Below are 26,903 nucleotides of genomic sequence, written 5' to 3'. Positions count from 1 at the left end.
GCAAGCAAAAGGGGCGCAATCTCCCCCGAACAGGGGATGGGAGGCCATTTTCGCAAATCTTAATCTTTGGCGCGAGTGAGGCCAAATTGGGCAAGGAGACTTCGAGCCATGATTCATTTCAATCACAAGCGCGGCTCGCTGCTGATAACAACATCGATCACCATGGCATTGGCCTGTGTCGCCCCGGCGCAGGCGCAGGTCGTGACCCTTGGTGATCCTGCCATCGCCTTCGACGATGTCGGGGCCACATCCGGCCCGCTTTCAGAAGAGGGGTTTGCCATTTCGGCGGATGGGTCAACGGCTTTGGGCCGCAATGGTGACCAGAACATCCTGTGGACCGATACCGGAGGGTTTTCGCCCTTTACCTTTGGCGGCACGATTTCGGGATTGTCGATGGATGGTAGCGTCATGGCGGGCTGGACCCGCGGTGCCAATGGGCGCGACAGCGCGGTGCGTTTGACCGGAACCGGGGCTGTCGAGGTGCTGCCCTATCTCAGCGGGGATGGCACCGGGTTTATCGATTCTGCTGTGGCCTTTGACATCTCGGATGATGGCAACACGATTGTCGGCTTCTCCAATGCCGGGGCGTCGTTCAATTTCAACGTCCATGCGGTGCGCTGGACCAGTGCCGGGATCGAAAGCCTGGGCACGCTTGACCCGGGCACCAATACCGGGATCGGCTCGGTGGCCTATGGGATTTCCGGAGACGGGTCGACCATTGTCGGAGCATCGGGAGAAGGCGCGCGACTGGGCATGACCGCGTTTCGCTATACGGATGCGACCGGCATGGTAAGCCTTGGACGACTGAACGAAGGCTCGGTTTCCGAAGCCTTTGCCGCCTCACAGGACGGATCAGTCATTGTCGGGCAAGCGGCGGATGGCAATGCGTTTAACGGCTTGCGCGCCTTTCGTTGGACTGAGGCGAGCGGGTTGGTGGCGCTGAGCGCCGCCAATATCAATTACACCGCTGCGCGCGCCAATGATGTCTCGGCGGATGGTTCCGTAGTTGTCGGAATTCTGGGGACCGGCGAAACAACCGGCCCGCGTGCCTTTCGCTGGACCGAGGCGACGGATGCGGTGACCATCGAGAACTGGCTGCGCTCTGCCGGGGCGACGATTGCCTCGGAAATCACCCGCGAAGCCCATGGCGTCAGCGCGGACGGGACCATTGTGGTGGGGGAAACGCAGGACGGGCAGATGTTCATTGCGCGTGCGACCACCACTGCGCCGACACCTGACCCGACGCCGACGCCTGATCCAACACCGACGCCTGATCCGACGCCGACACCTGACCCAACACCGACACCCGATCCAACCCCCACACCCGATCCGGGACCGGGGCCGGGGATCATCACGGTGGCAGATTTGAACCAGAGCCTTGTGGCTGGCTCTACGGCCAATGTCGCCACCCTGACCGGGGCCGGGCTGGCCATGAATGGCGCGGGCTCGCGCCCTCTGGACAGGCGGGCGTCTGACGGTAAGTCGATTTTTTGGCTTGGCGGCGATTACGGGCTGGATCGGCATGGCGATCGTGACGGCAGTCTTGGTCTGGGCGAGCTCGGCTTTGGTCATAATTTCGGGTCGGTTCAACTGAATGCCACCATCGGACGCAGCAATCTCGATCAGGACACGTTTCTGGGTGGTCAGACCAAAGCGGATGTGAATTTCGTCAAGCTTGAGGCCCTGTCAGAGCTTTACAGCGCCGGAACCGGCAGCCTGTGGCTTATTCTGGGGGGGATCGGGATGCGTGGTGATGCGGATATCACCCGCAACTATCTCGACAATGGTGGGCTGGTCGATTCTTCTGTTGGCAGCACCAAGATCGAAGGGTATGGCCTGCGCGCGCGTTTGCAATGGGAGCAAGTGTCTGAACAGTTGCGCTTTTCACCCTATGGGGAACTGTCGCATATGCGCACCTGCATGGACGGCTATACCGAAACCGGCGGTGCCTTTCCGGCCCGTTTCGACAAGCTCTGTGATGATGTGACCGAAGCGCGGCTGGGCTTTGATGCGACTGTGCCGGTCTCTTCCGGCTTTCGTCTGAACGGCACGCTGGAAGGGGTGCATCGCTTTCAGGGCAAGGGCAGCGACGTGACCGGGCAGGTGATCGGCCTCAGCGATTTCAGCATCGCGCAATCCCACTATGAGCAGAATTGGCTGCGCGCCGGGGCTGGGTTCGAAGTTGATCTGGCCGGATCGACCCTGTCCCTGATGGGCAATGCCACGACCAAGGGCGAAACCTCGGATGCGTGGGTGGCGATCAATTGGAAGATGGAGTTCTAGAGGTAGGACCTTAGGTTCTGATCCGCAGGCCCGGCAGGCCCCGCTTTGGGGAAGGCCGGGCCTGATTGCGTGTGGGTCGGCGTGAACCAGCCAGAGAGAAAGCCGAGGTATAAAAACTTTGCTTCGCACCGGAAAACAACCTTATGTTGAAAGCGGCTTTCGAGTCTTTTTACAAAAGTTGTTACCGGAGTAGGAATTATGAAACGGATCCTGTTGGGTGCTGCGGCGCTGATCTTTGGCCATGCCTTGCCGGCATATTCCCAAGAGCCTTTGGAAGGCTGGTTTATCGCGACCGAGCAATGTGAGGCCTATCAATCCAAGAACCGCCTGACCAATCCGGGCGATATCGTTCTGATCGACCATGTGGCCTATGATATGATTGGCATTAATCGCCCGGGCGGTGATTGGTATCAAATCCGCATTGATGATGCGCCGGTCACAACGGTGCGTTGGGTGAACAAGACATGCGGTGTGCATGTGGTTGCCGCGGACAGCGGGGGCGGTAGTGGCGGGACTGCGCCGGTCGAGGATTTTGAACCGCAGGAGGGCGTGGAAGCAACCGATCTGTTGCTGGCGCTGAGCTGGCAACCGGCCTTTTGTGAGATGAAACCGTCCAAGACCGAATGCGTGCAGGTGAATGACGGGCTGTTGCCGATCACCGAGACCCAGCTTTCGCTGCACGGGCTGTGGCCGCAACCGCGCGGCAATGATTATTGCGGCGTGTCTGACGAGATCCGCCAATTGGACAAGGACAGACGCTGGAGCGAATTGCCCGCACCGGAGCTGGATGACGATACCCGCGAACGGCTGGCAGTGGCGATGCCGGGCACGGCCAGCTTTCTGGATCGTCACGAATGGATCAAGCACGGCACCTGCTTTTTCGGTGACCGGAATGGTGACGAATATTATGACGACACGCTTTATGTGTTGGAGGCGATCAACAGATCAGAGGTGGGTACGTTGTTTGCGCAGAATGTCGGCGGGACGGTGACGGCTGAGCAAATTCGCGCTGCCTTTGATACGAGTTTTGGGGCCGGTGCGGGGGAGCGGGTGCAGATCAACTGCAAAGGCGACCAGGGCCGTGTACTGATCCAGGAGCTCAAAATCGCCCTTGGCGGTGAGATCACAGAGCAGAGCGATGTCGGTGCGCTGATCCGCGCCGGGACGGTGCAATCTGTCGGCTGCCCCTCGGGCGTGGTGGACCCAGCCGGGCTGCAATAACGCGTTTTTTGCTGCTTACGGCTGTAGAGCGAGGGGGCTTGGCCCCTTCGCTTTTTGTTTGGCATTGTAATAAACGTCCTGACGTTCGGGGCGTGTGTCACACAGGTTTCATGCGCGCGTCACGTGGCTTTCATATGAAATCGACATTCGGTTCATATGAATGAAACCGCGACACATATGCCTCTTTCCGCTTTGGCCTCGGGCTCTTCCCATGGCTCGCAGCGCCAGGCCCAGATTGCCGAGATCGTGCGCGATCAGGGGGAGGCCAAGGTTGACGACCTTGCCACGCTCTTTCAGGTCTCAACCCAGACTATTCGCAAAGATATCAATGTGATGTGCGAAAAGGGTCTGCTGCGCCGAGTCCATGGCGGGGTGGAGTTGGCGCGCGGCACTGCCGAGCATTATGACCTGCGTCGCATCCTGAATTTCTCGGCCAAAATGAAGATCGGCCAGGCCGCGGCGCAGCTGATCCCCAATGATGTCACCCTTGCGGTTTCCATTGGAACCACCCCGGAACTGGCGGTGAGCTGTCTTGATCATCATCAGGGGCTGCGGGTGTTTTCCAACAATCTGCATGTCGCCCTGAGCGCGCATAAATTCGGTACGGCCGAGGTCACGATTCCCGGCGGGCGGTTGCGCGCCTCTGAGGCGGATATTGTTGGCCCGTCCGCGGTGAGTTTTTTCGACGGGTATCGGTTTGATATCGGGCTGTTTGGTGTTGCGGCGGTGGCCGAGGATGGCGCGTTGCTGGACCTGTCGGATGAAGACGCCCATGCGCGTGAAGCGATCACCCGCAATGCCGAGACCAAGATCCTGGTACTGGATTCCAGCAAATTCGGGCGGCGCGCCCATACCTGTAGCGGGCATGTGAACAAAGTGGACCATGTGGTCTGCGATGCCCGCCCACCTGCCGCAATCTGCGCGATGCTGGACGAGGCCGGGGTGCAATTGACCATTTGTGATGAGGCCAGGCTGTGACAACGGGCAAATCCATTATGTTGCGCGGCTTGCGCAAGGCCTGGGGCGAGACGGTCTCGCTCAAGGGGATCGATCTGACCATTCCTGAGGGCAAGTTCACCACGATCCTCGGCCCGTCCGGCTGCGGCAAATCCACGACGCTGCGCATTATTGCCGGGCTGGAAGAGGTCAGCGCCGGAACGGTTGAGATCGGCGGTGAGGATGTGACTTCGCGCCCCGCTTCGGGCCGCGATATTGCCATGGTGTTTCAATCCTACGCGCTGTTTCCGCATCTGTCTGTGGCGGAAAACATCATCTTTGGCCTGCGCGTGCGCCGCATGGGCCGGGCAGAGCGTGACGCCAAACTGACGGCGGCGGCGGATATGCTGGGCCTGTCGTATCTGCTGGATCGCAAGCCTTCGCAACTCTCTGGTGGGCAACAGCAGCGGGTGGCGCTGGGCCGTGCGATCGTGGCCGAAAAGTCGATCTTTTTGATGGATGAGCCGCTGTCGAACCTGGATGCCAAACTGCGCGCCGAGATGCGCGAAGAGATCCGTGATTTGCAAAAACGACTGGGCGTGACAATGGTTTACGTCACCCATGATCAGGTCGAAGCGGTCACCATGGCGGATCAGATCGTGCTGATGAACCAGGGTGAGATCGAACAGATCGGCTCCCCTCGTCAGATCTATTCCCGCCCCGAAACCCTGTTCACCGCCAAGTTTATCGGCACCCCGCCTATGGGCACCTGTTCCGCCCGCGCGCTTGGGATTGCGCGGGATGACATCACTGTCGGCATTCGCCCCGAAGCCTTGGTGTTGGATCAAAACGGGCCGATCCGGGCCAGGGTTGGGCATGTGGAATATCTGGGCGCGGATGCCATGGTCGAGTGTCGCGTCGGGGATGAGACCTTGCCCTGCCGCATCTCGGGCCGGACCGAGTTGACCCTTGGGGCAACGATCCGCCTGAGCGTTGCGCGTGATGATCTGCACGCCTTTGACAGCGCCAGCGGGCAACGGCTCGACACGCTTCCTCCAGAATTTGCGGCGCTGAGCGCGGCGCAAACAACCGCCCCTTTGGGGTCACACGCCTCGTCAACCGAAAGGTAGCACTATGTTTGCCAATTTTCTGAAAACTGCCAGTGTTGCGGCTCTCGCAACTGTGGCCTCATTGAACCCGGCCTATGCCGTTGATCTGGAATTCTATTTCCCCGTTGCTGTGGGTGGCGCAGCTGCTGACACCATCGAACAGCTGACCGCCGAATATGCGCAAGCCAATCCGGATGTGAACATCACCGCGATCTATGCTGGCTCCTATTCTGACGCCGGTCAAAAGGCGCTGACCGCCGCGCGCGGTGGCACCCCTCCGCAGCTTTCGGTTCTGCTGTCGACACAGATGTTTGCCCTGATCGACGAAGACGTGATCGTGCCCTTTGATGACTATCTGAGCGAAGAGGAAAAGGCCGACTGGATCGGCGGTTTCTACCCGTCTTTCATGGAAAACAGCCAGACCGGTGGCAAGACCTATGGCATCCCGTTCCAACGCTCGACCCCGGTTCTGTACTGGAACAAAGAAGCGTTCAAAGCCGCAGGGCTTGACCCAGACGTGGCCCCGGCCAACTGGGATGAGATGGTTGAAATGGGTAAGGCCCTGACCCTCAAGGATGATGCCGGCAATGTCACCCAATGGGGTGTGCGCATTCCGTCTGCGGGCTTTCCTTACTGGCTGTTCCAAGGCCTGTCGACGCCAGCGGGCGCGATCCTGGCCAATTCGGATGGCAACAAGGTGAACTTCAACGACGCCAAAGTGGTTGAGGCGCTGGAATATCTGGTCGACCTGTCCAAGACCCACGAAATCATGCAACCCGGTTCCATCGAATGGGGCCCGACGCCCAAAGCCTTTTTTGAGGGCGAAGCGGCGATGGTATGGACCACCACCGGCAACCTGACCAATATGCGCAACAACGCGCCGTTTGACTTTGGTGTCGCAATGCTGCCCGCCAAAGAACGCCGTGGCGCGCCAACCGGTGGTGGCAACTTCTATCTGTTCAAGGACTCGTCGGATGAACAGAAAGAAGCGGCTGTCGATTTCGTGCAGTGGATCACCGCGCCCGAGCAAGCGGCCACCTGGTCGATCGCAACCGGCTATATCGCCCCGCGCGCCGAGACTTGGGAAACCGACAAGATGAAGGCCTATGCCGCTGATTTCCCACCGGCTTTGGTGGCGCGCGACCAGCTGGAATTCGCAGTGGCCGAGTTGTCGACCTTTGAAAACGGCAAAGTGACCCAGGCGTTCAACGACGCGCTGGCGGCTGCAATTGCTGGCGAGATGACCGCTCAGCAAGCGCTGGATGAGGCGCAGGCCAAGGCCGAGCGCATCCTGAAACCTTACCAGTAAGCATTGCCAAGAACTCCTGCCCTGTCCGGTCCGCCGGGCAGGGTTTGCCTCGACAAGGACATCAAAATGGAAACCGCCCGCCGACAATGGATCTATGCCTGGCTGATGTTGAGCCCAGCCATGGCGCTGTTGATCCTGTTCACCCATTACCCGGCGGTGCAGACCATTGTGAATTCGTTCTATTCCACCCCGCGCGGGCGGCGCAAAGCGGTGTGGATCGGGCTGGACAACTACCAGACGCTGATCCTGGATGACGTGTTCTGGAAAGTGTTGATGAACAATTTCTGGTACGCGGTCTGGACCATCCCGCTGTCGATCCTCCTGTCGCTGGCCATGGCGCTTTGGGTGAATGACAAGATCCGGGGGCGGGGTTTTCTGAGGATGGCCTATTTCACCCCGACAGTGCTGCCGCTCATCGCTGTCGCCAATATCTGGCTGTTCTTTTATACGCCGGGTTTCGGCCTGATCGACCAGATCCGCGGGCTGTTTGGGCTGGCGGAACAGAACTGGATGGGCTCGCCTGACACTGCGCTTTATTCGATGATCGCCGTGGCGATCTGGAAAGAGGCCGGGTTCTTTATGATCTTCTACCTCGCCGCGCTGCAAACCATCCCACCCAGCCTGCGCGAAGCTGCCGATATCGAGGGCGCATCACGTTGGTATTACTTTCGCCGCGTGCTGTTTCCGCTGTTGATGCCGACAACATTGTTTGTGTCGATCAATGCGGTGATAAATTCCTTCCGTCTGGTCGATCATATCTTTGTCATGACCGAAGGCGGGCCGAACAATGCCTCTTCGCTGCTGCTTTTCTACATTTACGAAGTGGCGTTTGACTATTGGGACACCGCCTATGCCGCCACGCTGACCGTGGTGATGATCGCGATCCTGATCCTGCTGGCGATTGGGCAATTCTTCCTCTTTGACAGGAAGGTGCATTACAAATGAGCTATGATCGCATCCTGAACACCACCGCCGCCTGGCTGCTGGCGCTGTTCTGGCTTTTGCCGCTGGCCTATGCCATCTGGACCGCCTTTCATCCGGCCGCGTTTGAGACCCGTTTCGAACCTTTGGCCCCGCTGACCTTGCAGAACTTTGTGCAAGCCTGGTCCGAAGCGCCCTTTGCGCGCTATTTCCTCAACACCATGATCTTGGTGACCGGGATCGTGGCGGCGCAATTCACCTTGTGTACGCTGGCGGCCTTTGCCTTTGCCCGGTTCGAATTTCGCGGCAAGGGGCTGATGTTTGCGCTGGTGCTGATGCAGCTTTTGATCATGCCCGACATCCTGATTGTCGAGAATTACCGCACCATGAGCCAGCTTGGCCTGATCGACACAATTGCGGCGATCGGCTTGCCCTATGTTGCCTCGGCCTTTGGGATTTTCCTTTTGCGCCAAACCTTTATGACTGTCCCGAAAGAGCTGGATGACGCGGCGCGGGTCGAAGGCTGCAGCTATCTCGGCATTTTGTGGCGGGTCTATATCCCTTTGGCCAAGCCGACTTTCCTTGCCTATGGGCTGGTCTCGGTCAGCCATCACTGGAACAATTTTGTCTGGCCGCTGATCGTCACCAATTCGGTGGAAACCCGGCCGCTGACCGTGGGCCTGTCGATCTTTGCCGTGACCGATAGTGGCATTCAATGGTCGGTGATCAATGCAGCGACGCTGATGACTTCGGGCCCGCTGCTTATCGCCTTCCTCCTGTTTCAACGCCAATTCGTGCAGAGCTTTATGCGCGCTGGCATCAAGTGACCCCCGCTGTCCCGAGATCGGGTAGGGGTTTGAAAGGAATACACAATGTCTGAGCTTCCCATTGTCGGCGCGGCACTGTCGCTGGATCAGTTTGTCGAAATGCGTGATGTCATGTTTGACAAGGATCGCGACCTGGAGCTGCAGGATTTCCATAACCCGCAGACCCTGGACAGCGATTACAGCGGCTTGGTCGATCGCGCCAAGGCGGCGCTGGAGGGCTATCAGGGGCGGCATGGCATTCATGGCCCGTTCTGGGACTTGCCCTTGGCGACCTGGGATCCGAAGATCCGCGAGGTGATCCATGATCGCATGTTCAAGGCGCTGGGCATCTGCGAGGCCTTGGGCAGCACGCATATGGTGGTGCACAGCCCCTATCTGGAATGGGATCACCGCAACATCATGCATTACCCCAATGCCAAAGAGGGGATCTTTGAGCGGTTTCAGGCCACCATGGCCCCGGTGGTCAAACGCGCCGAAGAAGTGGGGACCACGCTGGTTCTGGAAAACATCGCCGATATTGACCCGCATTTCAGGGTCGAGCTGGCGGCGTCTTTGGCGTCGGATGCGTTGCAGATCTCAGTCGATACGGGGCATGCGCATTACGCCCATGGGGTCTGCGGCGCGCCGCCAGTAGACTACTTTGTCAAAGCGGCAGGAGGTCGGTTGCAGCATGTGCATTTGCAGGATGCAGACGGCTATGCGGATCGCCATTGGGCGCTGGGCGAAGGCACGATCCGCTGGGATGCCGTGTTCCGCGCGATTGGCCAACTCAGCAGCAAGCCCCGGCTGATCATCGAGGTCTACGGGGATCAAAGCGTTGAGAGATCAATAACTTATCTGCAAAAAGCCGGGTTGGCGCAGTAAAGCCTAACCCCAGCTTTGTACGGGCGGTTGATAGACCTGCAAACAAGACTAATCTTACCCTTGGTGCGGATCCCCGTGCCAGGGGTTTTCTGTTTGTCGGATCGCCAATCAACCGCCATGCCTTTGGCAACCTTGGAGATACGCGGCGGCAGGAGAACCCATTACACAGTCGCCAGGAGTTCAAGAATGACCCAAGCCGTCCCGATCATCGCTGCCAAGTCACCTGCCATGGTCACTTTGGAAGAGGGCAAAGACTATTACTGGTGCCAATGCGGGCGATCAAAATCGCAACCGTTTTGTGATGGCAGCCATGCGGGAACGGGCATCACTCCGTTGAAATTCACCGCAGAGAAAAGCGGCGACGCGGCACTGTGCCGGTGCAAATCCACCGCCAATGGCCCGTTTTGTGACGGCTCGCATACGCGGTTGGGCGCGGCAGAGGTGGGCGATGCCGCCCCTGCGCCAAAATCAGACGTGCCCCAGGCCACGCCAACCCCCGAGGAACCCACAGTGGCCCGCATTCACGCGTTGGCCAGGGATGGGTTGAGCAAGCTTGGCCATCATGGCGAGATGGGGGCCATGGGTGTTCCGCGCAAGGATCTGCCGCATTGGGATGACATCCAGATCCTGCCCGCTCAGATGGCGCGCAAACCGTTGCTGGACGGGGCCGAGGTAGCGACCTCGGTCATCATTGGTCCGCGCGCGGCCAAGCCGTTGCAATTGAATATCCCATTGTTCGTTTCGGATATGAGCTATGGTGCCCTGTCCGAAGAGGCCAAGACGGCCCTGTCGCGCGGGGCGCAGCTGGCCGGGACGGGCATTTGCTCCGGTGAAGGCGGGATGCTGCCCGAGGAGCAGGCAGAGAACAGCCGCTATTTCTATGAACTTGCCTCGGCTCAGTTTGGCTGGTCGCTGGATCATGTCACCAAGGTACAGGCCTTTCACTTCAAGGGCGGGCAGGGGGCCAAGACCGGCACGGGCGGGCATCTGCCCGGCGACAAGGTGCAGGGCAAAATCGCCGAGGTGCGCGGATTGGAACCGGGGCAATCAGCGATCTCGCCTGCAACCTTTCCAGAGCTGCACAGCCCGGCGGATTTCAAACGGATTGCCGATCAGGTGCGCGAACGTTCGGGCGGCATTCCCATTGGCTTCAAACTCTCGGCCAATCATATCGAGGATGACATTGATTTTGCGCTCGAAGCCTCGGCTGATTACATCATTCTGGATGGGCGCGGCGGCGGCACCGGGGCGGCGCCTTTGATCTTTCGCGATCATATCTCGGTTCCGACCATTCCCGCCCTGGCGCGGGCGCGCAGGCATCTGGATGCCAAGACAGGGCGCGAGGTCACGCTGGTCATCACCGGCGGGTTGCGGGTGGCCGAAGATTTCGCCAAGGCGATGGCGCTGGGCGCGGATGCAATTGCGGTCTCAAACTCGGCCATGCAGGCGGTGGGCTGTATCGCGGCGCGCATGTGCAATTCCAACAATTGCCCGGTTGGGGTGGCGACGCAGAAACCGGAGCTGCGCAAGCGATTGGATGTGCAGGTCGGGGCGGAAAAGCTGGCGCGCTATTTTGGTGCCTCGGTTGAGCTGATGCAGGTTTTGGCCCGTGCCTGCGGCCATGACAGCCTGTCGGGATTTACGCCACGCGACCTGACCAGCTGGAAACGCGAGACCGCCGATCTGAGCGGCGTGCGTTACGCGGGGGTGATTTAGTTCAAATTCGAGTGTTGGGATGCAGAGGTTTCGGCCTATGCATTCATTGAGCGCCGAAGGGACCAGTCGAATTTTGCGCAAAATCAGCGCCGAATTGCCCAATCGGGTCTGAATTCAGCGTGAAAGCGCGGTTATCCCCTTGCATTTTCTCTTTCCTCAGCCCGGTTCTGTGCCTATATACATCGCCAAGTTTCCCTAAAACGGTTACCCGCCCCGGCATCTCCGGGGCCGCCCTTGGCCCAAGCCTCGGGCGGGGCAAGATGCTATTGCCGGGCCAAAAGACGCAAGGAGTTTATAACATGGCAAAGCTGCTTCATCCCAAAGCAACCGCTGTCTGGCTGGTGGATAATACCACGCTGACCTTCAAGCAGGTCGCCGATTTCACCGGCTTTCACGAGCTGGAGATTCAGGGCATTGCTGACGGGGATGTGGCTGTTGGCGTGAAAGGGTTTGACCCGATTGCCAATAACCAGCTGGTTCAGGAAGAGATCACCAAGGCGGAGAACGATCCGCTTTACAAGATGAAGATCAAGTTCAACCCGGCGGCGCATGACGAAGAAAAGCGCCGTGGCCCGCGCTATACGCCGCTGTCCAAGCGTCAGGACCGCCCGAATGCGATCCTGTGGCTGGTCAAGTTCCACCCGGAACTGAGCGACGGTCAGATCTCGAAACTGGTGGGCACCACCAAGCCGACCATCCAGTCGATCCGCGAGCGCACCCATTGGAACATCGCCAATATGCAGCCGATCGACCCGGTTGCGCTGGGCCTGTGCCGCCAGTCCGAACTGGACGCTGCTGTGGCCAAAGCCGCCAAGTCGATGGACAAGGTGATGAGCGACGATGAGCGCCGCAAGCTGGTTTCGACCGAGCAGAGCCTTGAGATGGAGACCGAGCCGCGTCTGCCAAGCTCGATGGAAGGTTTGGAGAGCTTTAGCCTCTCTGATCCGCGTGGCGATGAAGAAGAGAAGCCAGAGGCCGATTATTCGGATGCGGACAGCTTCTTTAACCTGCCCGGTGGCAGCGATGACGACGAAGATGAACAGCCCTGATTGCGGCGCTGATCTGTGATTTCAGGACCCCCGGCTTGGACGAGCCGGGGGTTTTTGTTTTTGGGAGAAGGGGCGCTGCCCCTCTTGCTCGCGGAGCGAGCAATTCACCCCGGGATATTTTTGGCCCAAAGAAACCTTGGGCCGCCTGGTTGTCGATGGCGCCCCCCAAAGTGGCTGCTTTTGTTGGCAGAGGTCAGGCTTGCCAAAAAAGGTGGGGCCGTTTTAGGGTTGAGGCATAATTTTGCATTTCATTGACCGGGTTACGTTCTGAAACATGTATGAGAAACTCAACTCCAGACTGGGGCGGGTGTTTGGCGGCCTAAGCGCGTTGATTGTGGCGGCGCATTTGGCGACCGGGGCTCAAGCGGTTGAAGACTGTCGCTTTGATTTTGAAGTCAAACATGAATCCTCGGCCTTTCATGCCTTGGTCGAAGGGGCGCAGACCCGTGGCGGGTTTTGGCGCCCGATCCATGAGGCCCCCGATGATGTGCGCGCCTTGGGCAAGTTTATCGGCCGGTTGGATATCTGTCTGATGACCCCGGATGGGCAGCCCCGTCCGATGCGAATGGCCAATGGGGTTACGCGCAGCAAGAGCGTGTTCACGACCTATTGCACGGCGGCGCTGTTGCCGGGCAATCGCCTGCTGACCAATCGCCACTGTTTCTATGATGACGTCATCCGCGATGCCGGGTTTACGGTGGTGCGCGAAGTGCGGGTCAATTTCAACTATGTTGATCGTGATCTGACTGAAACGGTGGAGACCTTTTTGGTTGATCCGCGCGAATTGGCGGTTTCCGAAGATTTTGACGCGATGATCTTGCGGGTGTTTGGCGACGCTAATGGCGTGCAGGGCGGACATTTTCCCATGGTGATGGAGGCAGAGGCCACGCCCCGTCGTGCCTTGACCATGATCCACCACCCCGGAGCCGCGCCGCAGCAGTTTTCCAGTGGCACTTGTCAGATTCATGAGCGCCAAAGCGATGTGCCGGACACCTCCAGCAAGTTGCGCCATAAATGCGAAAGCACTGGGGGCTCTTCGGGGTCGTTGCTGCTGGATGCGCGCACTTTGGCCATTGTCGGGCTGCACAATCAGGGCGGGCTGAACAAGCAGGGGGGCTTTAACGGGGGGCATCGGATTGGTCCGATCAATGAGGCGTTGAACCTTGGGCTGCAAACGCAGGAAGGGCAACAGGATGATGACGACCTGTCAGAGTTGGAACGCTTGCGTGCCGAGATCGAAGAGTTGCGCAAAGCAGCGAAGAAGGACAGCGCGCTGACCACTGCGGCGCGGATTGTGCTGGCGGATCGAGAGAAAAGCAGCCTGGTAAAGCGATGCGACGCTTTGGCAGGGATGTCGGAACACCCGGATTTTCTGTCTGGTAAGGCTGAGCAGGTGGGCGTGCTTCTAGCTGATATTGATGTTGAATCCGCCATCACGGCTTGTCTGAGCGCGGTGTCAGCTTTTCCGATCCATGCGCGGATGTCTTACAATCTGGGCCGGGCTTATTATGCCGCGAAACAGTATGAGGAGTCTCAAGAGGCGTTCTTGAAATCTGCCAAGTTGGGCGACCGCCAGGCGATGACCCATCTCGGGTATAACTATCGCCTCGGATTGGGCACGACGCAATCGGATATCGAGGCGGTCAGGTGGTATGAAGCCGCTGCGGAATTGGGTGAAGTTGCGGCACTCCATAATTTGGGCGTTTTGTATGAACGGGGCGTTGGCACCGCTCAATCCTATGAGAAAGCTGCCGACATGTATCAGAGGGCGGTGGATCAGGACCATGCTGGCTCCCACAATGCCTTGGGAGCGCTTTATGAATTAGGCAACGGTGTTGCACAGGATTACGAACGCGCGGCTGAGCTGTATGTGCGCGGCGCGGAACTGGGTGTGCCCGAGGCCATGACCAATCTAGGCCAGCTTTATGAATTTGGGCGGGGTGTGGAGCAGTCAAACGCAACTGCGCTGGACTATTACCGCCAGGCGGCGGATTTGGGCTTTGCCAAGGCGCAGCGCAATGTCGGGCTTTTCTATGCGGATGGTCGGGTGGTTGCGCAATCACATCAAGAGGCTCTGCGATGGGCGGAACTGGGGGCGCGGCAGGGCTATTCCTATGCGCAATTCGATATGGGGTATGCCTATCACACGGGACGGGGCGTCGCGCAGGATTTCGCAGAGGCGGTCAAATGGTATCGCTTGGCATCGGCTCAAGGCCTGGCTGATGCACAGAAAAACCTGGGCGGGATGTATGCGTTTGGGCGCGGTGTGCCGATCAATTACGAAGAGGCCCTGAGCCTGTTCCAACTGGCTGCGGAGCAAGACCATGCGCCTGCCCAATACGAGATGGGCCGGGCCTATCAAAACGGGCGTGGTGTGCAGCAATCAGATCTGAGAGCCGCTCTCTGGTATGAAAAATCCGCAGCAAAAGGCTATTCCTACGCGCAAAACGCCTTGGGGACGATGTATTTGCAGGGCAAAGGGGTCGATAAATCCGTTTCTGAAGCGCTGTTTTGGTTCAGAAAGGCCGCAGATCAGGGCAATCTTTATGCGCAATACAACCTTGGGTCGCATTACGAGGCGGGCAGTGGTGTTTTGCAAAACAGCGAGATGGCGCTGTCCTATTTCAAGGATGCGGCCCATCAAGGCGATTCAGAGGCGCAATACAAGGTCGGCCGGTATTATGAGATCGGGTTGGGGACGGAAAAGAACCTGACGACAGCGCGCCAGTGGTACAAGCTTTCTGCAGCGCAAGGATTTGAGAAAGCCAAGGAGGCTTTGGCGCGGCTGGACCAGTAGCTGAGGTAGGTTTCGGACGCTTGCCGCGCGCAGAGGGATGCCGCGTTTTTGTAAACTTTTGCTGGAGAGGAATGGTGGCGTGGGGGAGACTTGAACTCCCGACCTATCGATTATGAGTCGATCGCTCTAACCAACTGAGCTACCGCGCCGGACCGTGGGCGGTGGATAAGGCTGGGCTGCAGAGTCGTCAAGCGCAAATCGACAAGAAAATGTCAAATTTTCTGCCTTGGGAGGTCTGGCTCCAAATTCGCCAACCAGGTTTTCGGAGACGCCCCCATCAGGCGGAGAAACTCGCGGTTGAAATTCGACTTAGTGTTGAAACCGCTGGCAAAAAGAACCTCGGTCACCGGCTGGCCGGCGCGCAGCAAATCGCAGGCGTGGCGGATGCGGAACCCGTTCACATAGCGCGAGACGTTTTCGCCGGTATGGCGGTTGATCGTGGCCGACAGCTGCTTGATCGGGACATGCAGACGTTTGGCCAGACGCGACAGGGTGAGGTCGGGTTCGAGGAAGAGTTGCTCTTGCCTCAGCAGGGTTTCAAGGCGCTGCATCAGAGCGGCATCATTGGCGGGGTCGATCTCGGGCTCTTCGGGTCTGTCCTGGGGCTCGGGTTCGGCCACGTCTTCGCGGATCAGGGCAAGCCCGGCAATGACCAGCATCGAGAGCGACCAGATTACATTGACCACGACATAGAGCCAACCGATTTCTCCGCGTTGCAGGGCAAAGAGGATCAGAAGATCTCCGAAAGAGGCGATGACAAAGATGGCTCCGATCCCCTGCCAGACACGCCTTGGCACCGGGCCCGCGGCCAGACGGGCGAGGGGGAGGTCGGCGCTGGGGCGCAGGGACCACAGGATGGCGCTGCCATAGCCAAAGGTGGTGAGAAAGATCACAAAGTCGAGCGTTTGCGAGGCAAAGAGCAGGCAAAAGAGCGAGAAGCAGGCGGGCAGGGCGTGGGGCAGCGCGGTCTTGATCGAAAAGGGCGCGATCAGGGTGGCGCGAAAGGCGATCCAGGCCATGGCGGGCAGCGCGCAGGCTGACACAGGCAGGACCGGAAAGACCGCCTGCACCCCATAGTAATGCACCAGCGCGACGATCAGCGATTGAAAGGCGCAAAGCACCAGCAGCGTATGAAACACCCGCCAGTGGCCTAGTTCACGCAGGTTATGGATCAGCAGAAACAGAATAATCAGGCAAAAGATCAACGGCAGGGGCAGGGCAATCATCAAAGCGCTCGGGTCGTGAATATTGGTGTTGTGGTAGTGCGAAATCCGGTTCCTGACGACCGAAAACCGGTTTCAGGACGAAAAAGGGCCAAGAAAGGCGCAGGTGAGGGGCATCGAAACAAGAAACCTTGAAAAGGAATGATGATGACCCGCCTGTTGATTGCCGCCCTGATGGCCAGCCTCGTGACCCCAATGATGGCGCAAAGTGACAGCCCCGATATCGGCGTGCCGGGATATGATCGGATGGATGTCAAAAGCCCGCATCGCGCCTGGCCCATTGCGGCCTCGGTCTGGTATCCGGCAGGCAGCAAGACCTATTTTGCCCGCATTGGCGACAACCCGATTTGGCATGGTATGCCGGTCTTGCAGGCCCCGCGCGTGGCTGAGGGAAAGCACCCGCTGATCCTGTTTTCGCATGGATCGGGGGGCAATATGGATGGGATGGCCTGGTTGCTGTCCGGCTTGGCGCAAGAGGGGGCCATGGTGCTGGCGGTGAACCATCCGGGTAGCACGTCGGGCGACAGCTCTCCACGCCGGTCCATGCGGCTGGATGAGCGCGCACAGGATCTGAGCGCGGCGCTGGATGTGCTGCTGGCGGAACCTGCTTTTGCCTCTTATGTGGACTTGAATCGGATTTACAGCGTTGGGTTTTCCCTGGGTGGCGCGACGGCGCTGAACCTGGCCGGGCTGCAATTTGATGCCTCCGCCTATGCGCCCTATTGCGGCAGCAGCGCCGAGATGCAGCGCCTGGATTGTCAGTTCTTTGCCAAAGGTGGCGTGGATTTTGCCAACCTGCCTGCCGGGTTTTCCGCGGATATGCGCGATCCGCGCGTGTCCAAAGCGGTCGCGATTGACCCGGCCTTTACCTATGTGGCGACAGAGGCGAGCCTGAGCGCGATGGAACTGCCGGTGCAGTTGATCAACCTTGGGGACGAGGCTGGGCTTGCCGCATCTGATGTCAGCGCCAAAGGCAGTGATCTGGCGGCAAAGCTGGGGGATGTGGACTATGTGACCTTGGCCCCGGCCAGCCACTTTACCGCGCTGCCGGAATGCAAACCGCAAGGCGCGGCGATCTTGGAAGAGGAGCAGGACGATCCGATTTGCACCGATCCTGAAGGGGCGGATCGCAAGGAAATCCATCGTCAGATGCTGGCAGAAATCGCGCGGTTTCTTGAGCTGTAATTGAAGCGGGAGGCTGGGCATTAGAAATTCTAATGCCCAGCCTTTCCGTTATTTCACGATTTTCTCGTCTTTGACGAACATGTTCGCCCAGGCACGATCCACCAGTTCAGGGGTCATTTTGTAGGGGATGCCCTCAAAATCACAGACCGCTATCATCTGGTCGATCAAAAACACCGGTTGATAGTTGGCAAAGACATTGTTGATCGTCGGGTATTTGTTCTTTAGCAGATGCACCAGCGACGCTTCGTCCAGCTGCATCTTTTTCTTGCGCGCCACGAGGGCAAAGATCTTGAGGAAGTTTTCCTGGCTCGGCCCGTCAATTTTGATCTTGAAGAAGATCCGGCGCAGGGCCGCCTGGTCAAAGATCTCATTGGGGTGGAAGTTGGTGGAAAAGATCACCAGCGTGTCAAAGGGCACTTCGAACTTTTCGCCCGATTGCAGGGCGAGGATGTCTTTGCTCTCTTCGAGCGGAACAATCCAGCGGTTGACCAGTTTTTGCGGCGGTTCCGCCTGACGACCCAAATCGTCGACGATAAAGATGCCGCCGGTGGATTTGAGCTGTAGAGGGGCCTGATAGGTGCGCGCGGTCGGGTTGTAGACCAGATCAAGCATGTCGAGGCTCAATTCCCCCCCCGTGATGACCGTGGGGCGCTGGCAATAGACATAGCGGCGGTCAAACTGCGCGCGGCGGCGTAATTGTTTGCTTTCGTCAACATCCTCTTCGGCGGCGGAATGCACGATTGGATCGTAGACAGTGATCACCTGACCGGAATATTCGATGGCGCGGGGCACATAAATCTTGTCGCCCATGGCATCACGAATACCGTTGGAGATCGAGGACTTACCGTTGCCGGGTGGGCCATACATCAGGATCGAGCGGCCAGAGCCGACGGCGGGGCCAAGATTGCCGATCAGGTCCTCGGGCAGGATCAGGTGACCCATGGCCGAGGTCAGTTGGTCGCGGGTGATCTGGATATTGCGGATCGATTGGCGTTTGATCTGTTCCTGGTACTTCTCCAGCGGGATCGGCATTGGACCGAAATATTCCGACTGGGCAAGAGCATCCAGCGCGCGGGCCTTGCCCGCATCGGTGAGCTGATAGGGCATTTCCGAGCTGATTTCACCGGCAGCCCCCAGCGTGCCCATGGCCTCCATCAGGCCCTGGCCGCGCGCCATGTCGATCAATTCCTGGGTACAAGGGACCGGCAGGCAGATCGCCTTGGCCAGATCTGTGACCTTGTTGATGTTCTTGCGGAACTGAGTCTTCAACAGAATGTCGCGCATCATGACCATGGTCAGGCCGACATCATCCAAATTCTTGGGGGAAGGGGGCGCCATCACCGCGCCGGTCTGCATGTTCATCGCTCAATATCCTGCCGCTTTTGGGTCTTGGCCAGAGAATGGCAAGGCTTTGTGGCAGGATGTGGGCTGGTTGGGGGAGTTTGGGGGGCAGCAGATTTCAGTCTTTGAGGTCGCTGATCCAACCAAGGATGTCAATTGGTGCAGGCCAGCTAGGGTAGCGAAAGACCTCCTTGCCGTTTTGAAAGACTAGAAAGGTCGGGTAGATATTCACCGAATAGGTTTGCGGAACCTTTACCGAGTAATCCATATCCAAGTAAAAAGCCTTAGCCGTTTGGGGAAAAGACTTTTCCGCCCTTTCCAAGTCTAAATAGGCGAAGTTGCTGGATCCGGCCCAGGTGGCGCGAAAGAGCACAACGTTAATTGTGTCTGATTTCAGAACTTTGGCGTCAAAGTCGGTGTCATCAATATAGTCAACCATTAGGGCCCCGATCCAATAAGAGAGGTCCAGAGAAGCTTAACCAACCGTTCAGAGAAAGCCAGACAAACCGGCTTAGGCCCCGTATAGGGCCCCCATCACCAGATAGGCGCAGAGCATCAGGCCAAGGCCTGTACCCATCGGCAAGGTGAATTGTTTGCCCCCGCCGACAGAGTCCGGGTTGGAAGGGTCACGCATGCGCCAGGTTTTCCATTCCGGGGCCAGGCGTTTCAGCGGGCTGAAGGTGACCAGCAATGTGGTCACCGTGGCGGCCAGCATGGCAGCGATACCGATGAACAGCATCAGCCGCAGATCGCCCTGATGGATGAACAGCGCCATGACGGCGGCGAATTTCACATCTCCGGCTCCAACCTGGCGGATCATCCACATCAGCAGGCCAATGGCAAAGACAACCCCGTAATGGGCAAAGCGCCAGAGAAATTCCGTGAATGGCATGGTGAACACGCCAATCACGATAAAGGTGGCGAACAGGGCCCAGACCGTGAGATTGCTGATCTTTTTCAGCTTCATATCCACGTAGAACGTGTAAATGCAGATCGGCACCACAAGGATGGCGAAGAGCAAGGCCTGGGTCGCAGGGATATGCATGATCGTGCCTGAGCCTGTCTAAGTTACGCGTTTTCCAGCGCGTCCAAGGCGGTCTTGGCCGCTTCGAAATGCTGGGGATGCGTTTCGATGGCGTCGCGCAGCAGACCTTTGCCAATCTCGACATCGCCGCGTTTGATCGCAGCAAGGCCCAAGGAATGCAGCAGTTCGGCGCGTTCGATCTGGGTCATCGGCAGCGGCGGCAACGTGTATTTGCCCTGTGCGCCGCGGGCCAGAACCAGGTTGTTTTTGGCGGTGAAGAGGCTGGAATCCTGACGGATGGCGTCGGAGAACAGGCGTTCGGCATCGGCGTAATCGCCACGGGTCAGCTTGGAATAGCCCCAGTTGTTGAACACGGAGGCAGGTTTGGTGGTTAGGCCAAGGGCGATTTCATAGAAACTGTCGGCCTTTTTCCAATCCTTGTTGCTGTCCGCGATCATCGCCTCAAGACGGTAGCGCTTAAAGGTCTCGTGGGTGGGTGGAATGGCGTTCAGCACCTTTTCCGCCTTTTCCCAGTCATTGGCGCGGATCAGTGCATCAGCCAGGTTAACCGCGTCCTGATTGGTTTTGTCCTTGTGATCCACGACACGCGCCCAGGCAATGGCGGCCTCGCTGTTGCGTTTGGCGCGGATCAGTGAAGAGGCCAGCCCGCGCAGCAGATCAATGCGCTCGGGGTTCTGGGCCGAGGCGCGCTGAAAATAGGACACCGCTTCGTTCGGGTCCGCAGCGGTCAGCATGACTTCGTTCAGGTTGGATTCGTCAATGACGTTCACGCCCTGAAACTTGCGTTCCATTTCGGCGACGTCGATCTCTTTTTCGCATCCTGCCAGCGCAAGAACACCTGCCGCGGCAAGTGAAAGATATGTCATATGGCGCATTTTGCCTGCGTCCTTTTACTGCTCTGCCTATTGCGCTGGCGCGCTGCGGATCGTGAATTGTCCGCGCCCTCGTCGCACCAACGTGTATTCGTATTCTGTATCAGCACCATAAACAGAATTTTCCATTTTTTCTATCGCCAAGCGAAGATTGTCGCGGATTGCGTCACTTTCGCCATTATCCAGGGCAAAAGCGCGGCGCAAAACCTCGACCGCTTCGGGCAATTCGCCTTTTTCGATCAGCAAAACCCCGAGATTGTTCCAGGCTTCTGGCCAGTCGGGTTCTTTCTTGACGGCGTCGCGCAGCTGGTTTTCGGCCTGGTTCAGCCGCCCCAGCGCGAGGTTGGCCGTGCCAAGGGCCATCAGAACCTCGCCCGTTAGACCATGTTCGCCAGCAGCGCGGGTAAAGGCATTCAGCGCCAATTCATGCTGGCCCGCATCCATCAGGCGATGGCCAACGATCAAGCCATCAACGGCCTCGCCCTTGGGGTCCAGGGCGGGTGCAAAAGGGGTGTCCAAAGACGCATCTTGGCCGCCCGTGCTGCAGGCGGCCAAAAAGCTCAGGATCAGGACGGCTCCGAGTGGGGCCAAGTGCATGTTTACTGTCCGATATTGCCCATTTCTGTGATGCCAACCGCAGAAGGACCAACAAGAATGATCAGGAGCGGAGGCACTGTCAGCATCATAGTGGTCAGCGTCATCTTTGTCGGCAACTGGTTTGCTTTTTCTTCGGCACGCATGACCCTTTTGTCACGCATTTCCCCGGCATAGACCCGAAGCGCATCTGAAATCGAGGTACCAAAGGTCTGCGCCTGGTTCAGAACCGTCACGAATGAGCTGACATCCTGCACGCCGCAACGTTCGGACATGTCGTTGAGAACGCTGGTTTTGTCCTTACCTGCTTTCATCTCGTGGCTGATGATTTCAAATTCATCGGCGAGGGCCGGGTAAGAGGCGCGCAGCTCTTTTGAGACGCGAACGATGGATTGGTCCATCGACTGACCCGCCTCAACACAGACCAACATCATGTCGAGCGCATCGGGGAAACCGCCCTGGATTTCCTCTTTGCGTTTTTCGACGCGTTTGTTGATCCAGTATTTCGGCGCGAGGTAACCAGCGGCACCGGGGCCGAGGATATACATCATCTTTTGCTGCAACGTGGCCTCGGGCCCGTTGACGAACATCAGGAAGTAGACAACGCCAACCGCCAAGAGGCCCAAACCCAGCGCCATTTGCGCAAAGAAATAGAGCTGAACGGAGTCTTTGGAACGATAGCCCGCCTGCAAAAGCTTCATCCGGACATCGGACAGCTCTTTTTCGTCCTGCGGTTCGAGGAACTGGGAGTATTTGTTCAGCTTCTCATTGCGGCTTTTGTCCCGCAACACCGCGCGCTTGTCGGCGGCCATGCGATCTGCGTTGGACTTTTTCAGCTTGTCCATCGGATCGGGCTTGGCGTTCATCATCATCGGGATGGTCGCCAGGATCAGGATAAAGGCCAGCCCGGCCACCACCATCAGCGGGCCGGCGGGGCCAAGCTGATCGGTGATCATCTGATTGATTTGGTCAAACATGTCAGGGCGTCCTTACACTTTGATATTCACAAGAGCGCGCATCACAAAGATGTTCAGCGTCAGCATGATACCCACGATAAAGCAGGCCGGGATGAACCACGGGTGATCGAGCACCTCGTCGTAGTAATCGGGCTTGGCCACCTGGATAAAGATCAGCGCGGCGACCGGGAAACCGGACAGGAATTTACCGGACCACTGTGCCTCGGCCGTGATCGCCTTGACGCGGCGGAACAGGCGGAAACGGGCGCGGATCACCTTGGCAAGACCCTCGAGGATCTCGGCGAGGTTACCACCGGCTTGCTGCTGAATGGCCACGGCCACCGCGAGAAAGCGCAAATCCTGCATGTCGAGCCGTTCGGCCATGTGTTTCAGGGCTTCGCCCACATCGCGGCCATAGGTGGCCTCGTCTGCGATGACGCCGAATTCGGTGGCCAGCGGGTCTTTGATTTCTTTGGACACAATGGTGATGGCCGAGCTGAACGGGTGACCGACACGCAAGGAACGCACCATAAGCTCAACTGCATCAGGCAGCTGCTCTTCAATCATGCTAAGGCGCTTTTTGGCCTTGTGATTGACCCACATGTAAACACCACCCACGCCCATGGCGACACCCATGACCAGACGCACGGCCAGGCTTGCCTCGGTGCCGACGGACAGGCCTACAAAGGCAGCGACAGAGGCACCGGCCATGACCATGATCAGCTGTTGCGGGGTAAAGGCGATGGAGGCTTTTTGCGCTTTATCCGCCAAGAGCGAATAGAGCGGCAAAGAGCGTGATTTCATGTGCTGGTCCATCTCCTTGCGGAGCTTGGCCAGAACGTCTTCGCGCCGCTCGCCCTTGTCGAGCATTTCGAGGCGACGATTGACCTTGTTGGACAGGCTGATCGATTTGCCAAACGCCACCAGATAGATGCCGTTGACCATGACCAGAACGCCAAGGAAGATCATGCCATAGATGATTGGGGCTGCACTGAGCATGGGTCTTACTCCGCTCGGAAAGGTTCGTAGATCGAGGCGGGCACGTCATATCCCCACATGCGGAAACGTTCGGAAAAGTTCGAACGCACGCCAGTGGCGGTGAAATGCCCGATGATCTTGTTATCGGGGGTCAGGCCAACACGTTGGAAACGAAAGATTTCCTGCATGGAAATCACGTCGCCTTCCATCCCGGTGATCTCGGTGATCGAGGTCATCCGACGCGAGCCGTCCTGGAGGCGCGAGGCCTGAACAATCAGGTTCACAGCCGACGAGATCTGCGCGCGCATCGCTTTCAGCGGCATTTCGATCCCGGCCATGGCGATCATGTTTTCCAGACGCGCCACGCCGTCACGCGCCGAGTTGGCGTGGATCGTGGTCATGGAGCCGTCGTGGCCGGTGTTCATGGCCTGCAACATGTCGATAACTTCTTCGCCACGCGTTTCCCCGACGATGATCCGGTCAGGGCGCATCCGCAGAGCGTTTTTCAGACAGTCACGCGGGGTAACGGCACCTTTGCCTTCGACGTTGGGCGGGCGGCTTTCCATGCGGCCCACATGGGTCTGTTGCAGCTGAAGTTCCGCCGTATCCTCGATGGTCAGAATACGTTCTGAGTTGTCGATGAAAGAGGACAGCGCGTTGAGCGTGGTGGTTTTACCAGAACCGGTACCGCCCGAGACGATCACGTTCAGGCGGGTGGCCACGGCGGCCTGCAAATAAACCGCCATCTCTTCGGTAAAGGCGCCAAAGTTCACCAGGTCGTCAATGCCCAGTTTGTCCTTTTTGAACTTACGAATGGACACAAGCGAGCCGTCAATCGCAACCGGCGGCACCATGGCGTTGAAACGCGACCCATCCTGAAGACGGGCGTCAACATAAGGGTTGGATTCATCGACGCGGCGACCGACGGCGGAAACGATCTTGTCGATGATCCGCATCAGGTGCTTTTCATCTTTAAAGGTCACGTCCGACAGGCTGAGCTTACCGTTTTGTTCGATAAAGATCTGCTGCGGACCGTTGACCAGAATATCCGAGATCGTCTCGTCCTTGAGCAGGGGTTCAAGCGGCCCCAGACCTTTGACCTCGTCATAGAGGTCATTGATCATCGTGCGGCGTTCGTCCCGGTTCAGAACCACGCCTTTTTCCTGCAAGGTCTCGGTGGTGATGTCGTTGATTTCTTCGCGCAGCTCTGCCTCGCTCGCGGCGTCAAGTGCGGCGAGGTTCAGGTTGTCCAACAACGCGCGGTGCATTTCCAGCTTGATGTCAGCCAGACGTTCCTTGCGTTTCTTTTCCTTGTCCGCAGGCGCAGCTTTGGCCGCGACCTTGGGCTGAACCGGACGACGAGCGGCGGGTTGTTCGGCTGGTGCGGCTTCTGCCGCAGGCGCAACGGGGGCAGCCGGGGCTTTGGCCTGAACGGGGGCTGCCTCGGAAACCTGGTTTTTCTTGTAGCGCGAAAACATCAATAATCCTCGTTATCAGGCGGCTTCGGCGTCGGAATTGCCGATGGCGTCCAGTTGGGCGGCCAGTTTGACAAACTCTTTGCGGAGCGGGTTCTTGGGCACGTGATTGGCCAATGGCAGACCGTGATCGCAGGCTTGCGCCACCGGCTTGCCGCCATCAGGCAGTTGCAGATCAAGGGCAATGCCCAAACCATCCGCCATGCGTTTCACGCGACCTTTGCCTTGCAGGTCGGTGAATTTGGGCGCGTGGTTCAGCACATAGCGTAGCTTGTCATAGGGCAGGTCTTCGGATTGCAGGGCGCGTTTCAGGCGCATGGCGTTCTGGGCCGAGCGCATGTCGAGCGCGACCATGGCGAAATAGACCTGCGCCTCGGTCAGGACGGTTTCGGTCCATTGCACAATCGTGCTGGGCATATCGACGATGACATAATCAAAGTGATTGCGCGCCACGTCGAGAATGGCCTGAACATCCGCCGGGCCAATCATGTCGAGCGGCAGGATGTCTGAAGGTGACGTAAAGACCTGGATCTTATCTTCGTAGCTGACCAAGGCTTGCCCAAAGCTGTCACCATCCATGGATTCGACATCGGACAGCAGTTCCAGCACGGCCTCGCGGCGGGGCAGGTCAAGATAGGTGGCGACTGTGCCAAATTGCAGGCCAAAGTCGATCAGGCAGACCTTGGGTTGGCCCTCTTTGCGACATTCGGCGAGCTCGTAGGCCAGGTTGACGGCCATCGTCGTTGCGCCAACACCACCGGCAAGCCCTTGGACCGCAATCAAAACTCCATCGCCATCCCCGGAGAGCTTGACGCCTTGTTCACCCGGCTGCACCTCTGCGGCGACCGGGGCAGGGGGATTGCGCATACGCTCAACCGCAGCGGCCAACTCCCCTTCGGGTAGCGGATAGGGAACAAATTCATCAGCCCCTTGGCGCAGCAATTGGTGAAGCGAGGCGGGCGTGACATCTTCGGCGATCAGGACAACCTTGATGCCCCGGTTCTTGGCCCCGGAAATAATGCCGCTGAGCAGGGCGAGGTCTGGCTCGTCGATGGCATCAATCGCCATGGCGACAAATTCCAACCCTTCGGCCTCTTTTTGGTTGAAAAAGGCCAGGGCTTCGTCAAAGCCGAGATCCCCCCAGCTTTCCCCAAGGATCGTTTCCATGTCTTCGATCAGAAGATCGAAGTTTTGCACATCACGGCTGATGGTGCAGGCAACGATGGGCGATGGGTCCGCCTGGGTTGGAATAGTACTCGTCATGGCCTCGCGTCCTTTCTGCCGAACCGGAAAGGTGAAGAAACCAATCATTTCGCCACCCGATTTCCGAATCCGATGCGCCGACTCAAATTGCGACGCTTTGATCCTTTGCAGTCGAAACTGACGGTGAAAGGCGGCAACATTTGGGCCAAAAAGTCGAAATTGTACGGTATTTCTGGACGGTCAAAAGAAAAGGCACCCCGAAAGGTGCCTTAATCTTGGTTGTTGTGTGGGTGGTTTATTCGCCGCCGTCAATGCCGCTATCTACTTCGAGGTTCGAGCTGGCAACGCCGGTCAAACCCGTAACAGGTTCGGCGCTACGGACATATTCGCGATAGATGACTTCGGCATATTTGCCGTCCATCACAGTCTGGTGACCGTCCACAAAGCCCGAAACCTCGGTTACGGTGCGGCGGTTGCGGCGCTCTTTACCTTCGGTGACGATCAACGGCTGGGTTTCGCCAAAGCTGACCACCGCCTCGAGGCGCGAACCGTCGATGCCTTGGGAGACAAGATAGTTAACAACAGTGCGCGCGCGGCGCAGGCCCAGAGCCTTGTTATAGCTGTTGCCGCCAACTTTGTCGGTATGGCCATAAACCTTAAAGCGCACTTCGGGGAATTGGCGGATCCAATGCGCCTGCTCGCGCAGCGTATCAATCGCACCCGCATCCAGAACCGAGCTGTTAAAGGCAAAGTTCACCGTGGTCATGACCTCGGAGGCAAAACGCTGGGACAGATCATAGACGAATTGTTTGTCGCCATTCATGATCTGGGTGTTGTGCATGGTGGCATTGCCGAAATGGCCGGTGTCAATCAACGAGCCCGCTTCGCGGTAAAACGCACCGCGCACATTTTCCCCGGCTGGGTTGCTACTACATCCGGCCAGCGCGAGGCTGATTGTGATGCCGGTAATCGTGGTCCTGATCATCTGTCCCATGCCTC

23 protein-coding genes and 1 tRNA gene are annotated in these 26,903 nt (G+C 58.2%); 12 read left to right on the top strand and 12 right to left on the bottom strand.

Features of this window, described 5'->3' with window-relative positions; translation table 11 throughout:
- Positions 1–108: 108 nt before the first annotated feature.
- From CLV87_RS02075 to CLV87_RS02025, 11 genes are all read left to right on the top strand, one after another.
- Positions 109–2,283, top strand: coding sequence for an autotransporter domain-containing protein (locus CLV87_RS02075; protein ID WP_099243797.1), 2,175 nt, complete (start codon positions 109–111; stop codon positions 2,281–2,283).
- Between the two features lie 198 nt (positions 2,284–2,481).
- Entirely contained in the window at positions 2,482–3,504 is a 1,023-nt protein-coding gene (locus tag CLV87_RS02070; RefSeq protein WP_099243799.1) for a ribonuclease T2 family protein, read from the top strand.
- Positions 3,505–3,681: 177 nt separating this feature from the next.
- The gene (locus CLV87_RS02065; protein WP_166652646.1) at positions 3,682–4,482 is read left to right on the top strand and encodes a DeoR/GlpR family DNA-binding transcription regulator; all 801 of its coding nucleotides are present in this window, start codon (positions 3,682–3,684) and stop codon (positions 4,480–4,482) included.
- On the top strand, positions 4,479–5,570 hold the full coding sequence (locus tag CLV87_RS02060) for an ABC transporter ATP-binding protein (protein WP_306438012.1): 1,092 nt from the start codon (positions 4,479–4,481) through the stop codon (positions 5,568–5,570). Before CLV87_RS02065 ends, CLV87_RS02060 begins: the two co-directional genes overlap by 4 nt.
- Positions 5,571–5,574: 4 nt before the next feature.
- The gene (locus CLV87_RS02055; RefSeq protein ID WP_099243802.1) at positions 5,575–6,858 is read left to right on the top strand and encodes an ABC transporter substrate-binding protein; all 1,284 of its coding nucleotides are present in this window, start codon (positions 5,575–5,577) and stop codon (positions 6,856–6,858) included.
- 66 nt (positions 6,859–6,924) lie between these two features.
- The gene (locus tag CLV87_RS02050; RefSeq protein WP_099243805.1) at positions 6,925–7,803 is read left to right on the top strand and encodes a carbohydrate ABC transporter permease; all 879 of its coding nucleotides are present in this window, start codon (positions 6,925–6,927) and stop codon (positions 7,801–7,803) included.
- On the top strand, positions 7,800–8,606 hold the full coding sequence (locus CLV87_RS02045; RefSeq protein WP_099243807.1) for a carbohydrate ABC transporter permease: 807 nt from the start codon (positions 7,800–7,802) through the stop codon (positions 8,604–8,606). Before CLV87_RS02050 ends, CLV87_RS02045 begins: the two co-directional genes overlap by 4 nt.
- Before the next feature lie 45 nt (positions 8,607–8,651).
- On the top strand, positions 8,652–9,470 hold the full coding sequence (locus tag CLV87_RS02040; protein ID WP_099243809.1) for a sugar phosphate isomerase/epimerase family protein: 819 nt from the start codon (positions 8,652–8,654) through the stop codon (positions 9,468–9,470).
- A 186-nt stretch (positions 9,471–9,656) separates the two neighbouring features.
- On the top strand, positions 9,657–11,186 hold the full coding sequence (locus CLV87_RS02035) for a glutamate synthase-related protein (RefSeq protein ID WP_099243811.1): 1,530 nt from the start codon (positions 9,657–9,659) through the stop codon (positions 11,184–11,186).
- A gap of 299 nt (positions 11,187–11,485) precedes the next feature.
- Positions 11,486–12,235 (top strand): DUF1013 domain-containing protein, encoded by a 750-nt coding sequence (locus tag CLV87_RS02030; RefSeq protein ID WP_099243813.1) that lies wholly within the window; start codon positions 11,486–11,488, stop codon positions 12,233–12,235.
- Between the two features lie 274 nt (positions 12,236–12,509).
- A complete protein-coding gene (locus tag CLV87_RS02025) occupies positions 12,510–15,032 on the top strand; it encodes a bifunctional trypsin-like peptidase domain-containing/SEL1-like repeat protein (protein ID WP_099243815.1) in 2,523 nt (840 codons plus the stop codon).
- 72 nt (positions 15,033–15,104) lie between these two features.
- On the opposite strand, the gene CLV87_RS02020 is transcribed toward CLV87_RS02025, so the two are convergent.
- Together CLV87_RS02020 and CLV87_RS02015 are read right to left on the bottom strand one after the other, a co-directional pair.
- Positions 15,105–15,181, bottom strand: a tRNA-Met gene (locus CLV87_RS02020).
- 63 nt (positions 15,182–15,244) lie between these two features.
- On the bottom strand, positions 15,245–16,258 hold the full coding sequence (locus CLV87_RS02015; RefSeq protein ID WP_099243817.1) for a helix-turn-helix domain-containing protein: 1,014 nt from the start codon (positions 16,256–16,258) through the stop codon (positions 15,245–15,247).
- Positions 16,259–16,402: 144 nt separating this feature from the next.
- Between CLV87_RS02015 and CLV87_RS02010 the strand changes: the two genes are divergently transcribed.
- On the top strand, positions 16,403–17,440 hold the full coding sequence (locus CLV87_RS02010) for an alpha/beta hydrolase family protein (RefSeq protein WP_099244888.1): 1,038 nt from the start codon (positions 16,403–16,405) through the stop codon (positions 17,438–17,440).
- A 48-nt stretch (positions 17,441–17,488) separates the two neighbouring features.
- Here CLV87_RS02010 and CLV87_RS02005 read toward each other — a convergent pair whose 3' ends face one another.
- From CLV87_RS02005 to CLV87_RS01960, 10 genes are all read right to left on the bottom strand, one after another.
- Positions 17,489–18,802 (bottom strand): ATPase, encoded by a 1,314-nt coding sequence (locus tag CLV87_RS02005; protein ID WP_099243818.1) that lies wholly within the window; start codon positions 18,800–18,802, stop codon positions 17,489–17,491.
- A gap of 97 nt (positions 18,803–18,899) precedes the next feature.
- Positions 18,900–19,220, bottom strand: coding sequence for a thioredoxin family protein (locus tag CLV87_RS02000; protein ID WP_099243820.1), 321 nt, complete (start codon positions 19,218–19,220; stop codon positions 18,900–18,902).
- 72 nt (positions 19,221–19,292) lie between these two features.
- Positions 19,293–19,826, bottom strand: coding sequence for a prepilin peptidase (locus CLV87_RS01995; RefSeq protein WP_099243822.1), 534 nt, complete (start codon positions 19,824–19,826; stop codon positions 19,293–19,295).
- A 23-nt stretch (positions 19,827–19,849) separates the two neighbouring features.
- Complete coding sequence (locus tag CLV87_RS01990) at positions 19,850–20,701, bottom strand: tetratricopeptide repeat protein (RefSeq protein ID WP_099243824.1); 852 nt, start codon at positions 20,699–20,701, stop codon at positions 19,850–19,852.
- Between the two features lie 27 nt (positions 20,702–20,728).
- The gene (locus CLV87_RS01985) at positions 20,729–21,295 is read right to left on the bottom strand and encodes a tetratricopeptide repeat protein (protein ID WP_099243826.1); all 567 of its coding nucleotides are present in this window, start codon (positions 21,293–21,295) and stop codon (positions 20,729–20,731) included.
- 2 nt (positions 21,296–21,297) lie between these two features.
- Complete coding sequence (locus tag CLV87_RS01980; protein WP_099243828.1) at positions 21,298–22,269, bottom strand: type II secretion system F family protein; 972 nt, start codon at positions 22,267–22,269, stop codon at positions 21,298–21,300.
- Positions 22,270–22,281: 12 nt separating this feature from the next.
- Positions 22,282–23,247, bottom strand: a complete 966-nt coding sequence (locus CLV87_RS01975) for a type II secretion system F family protein (protein ID WP_133840664.1) — start codon at positions 23,245–23,247, stop codon at positions 22,282–22,284.
- Positions 23,248–23,252: 5 nt separating this feature from the next.
- Positions 23,253–24,704: a CpaF family protein gene (locus tag CLV87_RS01970; RefSeq protein ID WP_099243832.1), complete on the bottom strand. Its 1,452-nt coding sequence runs from the start codon at positions 24,702–24,704 to the stop codon at positions 23,253–23,255.
- A gap of 15 nt (positions 24,705–24,719) precedes the next feature.
- Entirely contained in the window at positions 24,720–25,964 is a 1,245-nt protein-coding gene (locus tag CLV87_RS01965) for an AAA family ATPase (protein WP_099244890.1), read from the bottom strand.
- Positions 25,965–26,199: 235 nt separating this feature from the next.
- A complete protein-coding gene (locus tag CLV87_RS01960; RefSeq protein ID WP_099243834.1) occupies positions 26,200–26,898 on the bottom strand; it encodes an OmpA family protein in 699 nt (232 codons plus the stop codon).
- Positions 26,899–26,903: the final 5 nt, after the last annotated feature.

It is taken from the genome of Pelagimonas phthalicica (genome assembly GCF_004364805.1).
Lineage (GTDB): Bacteria > Pseudomonadota > Alphaproteobacteria > Rhodobacterales > Rhodobacteraceae > Pelagimonas > Pelagimonas phthalicica.
The sequence above is the reverse complement of the archived record's forward strand: the minus strand, read 5'-3'. Positions and strand labels throughout refer to the sequence as shown.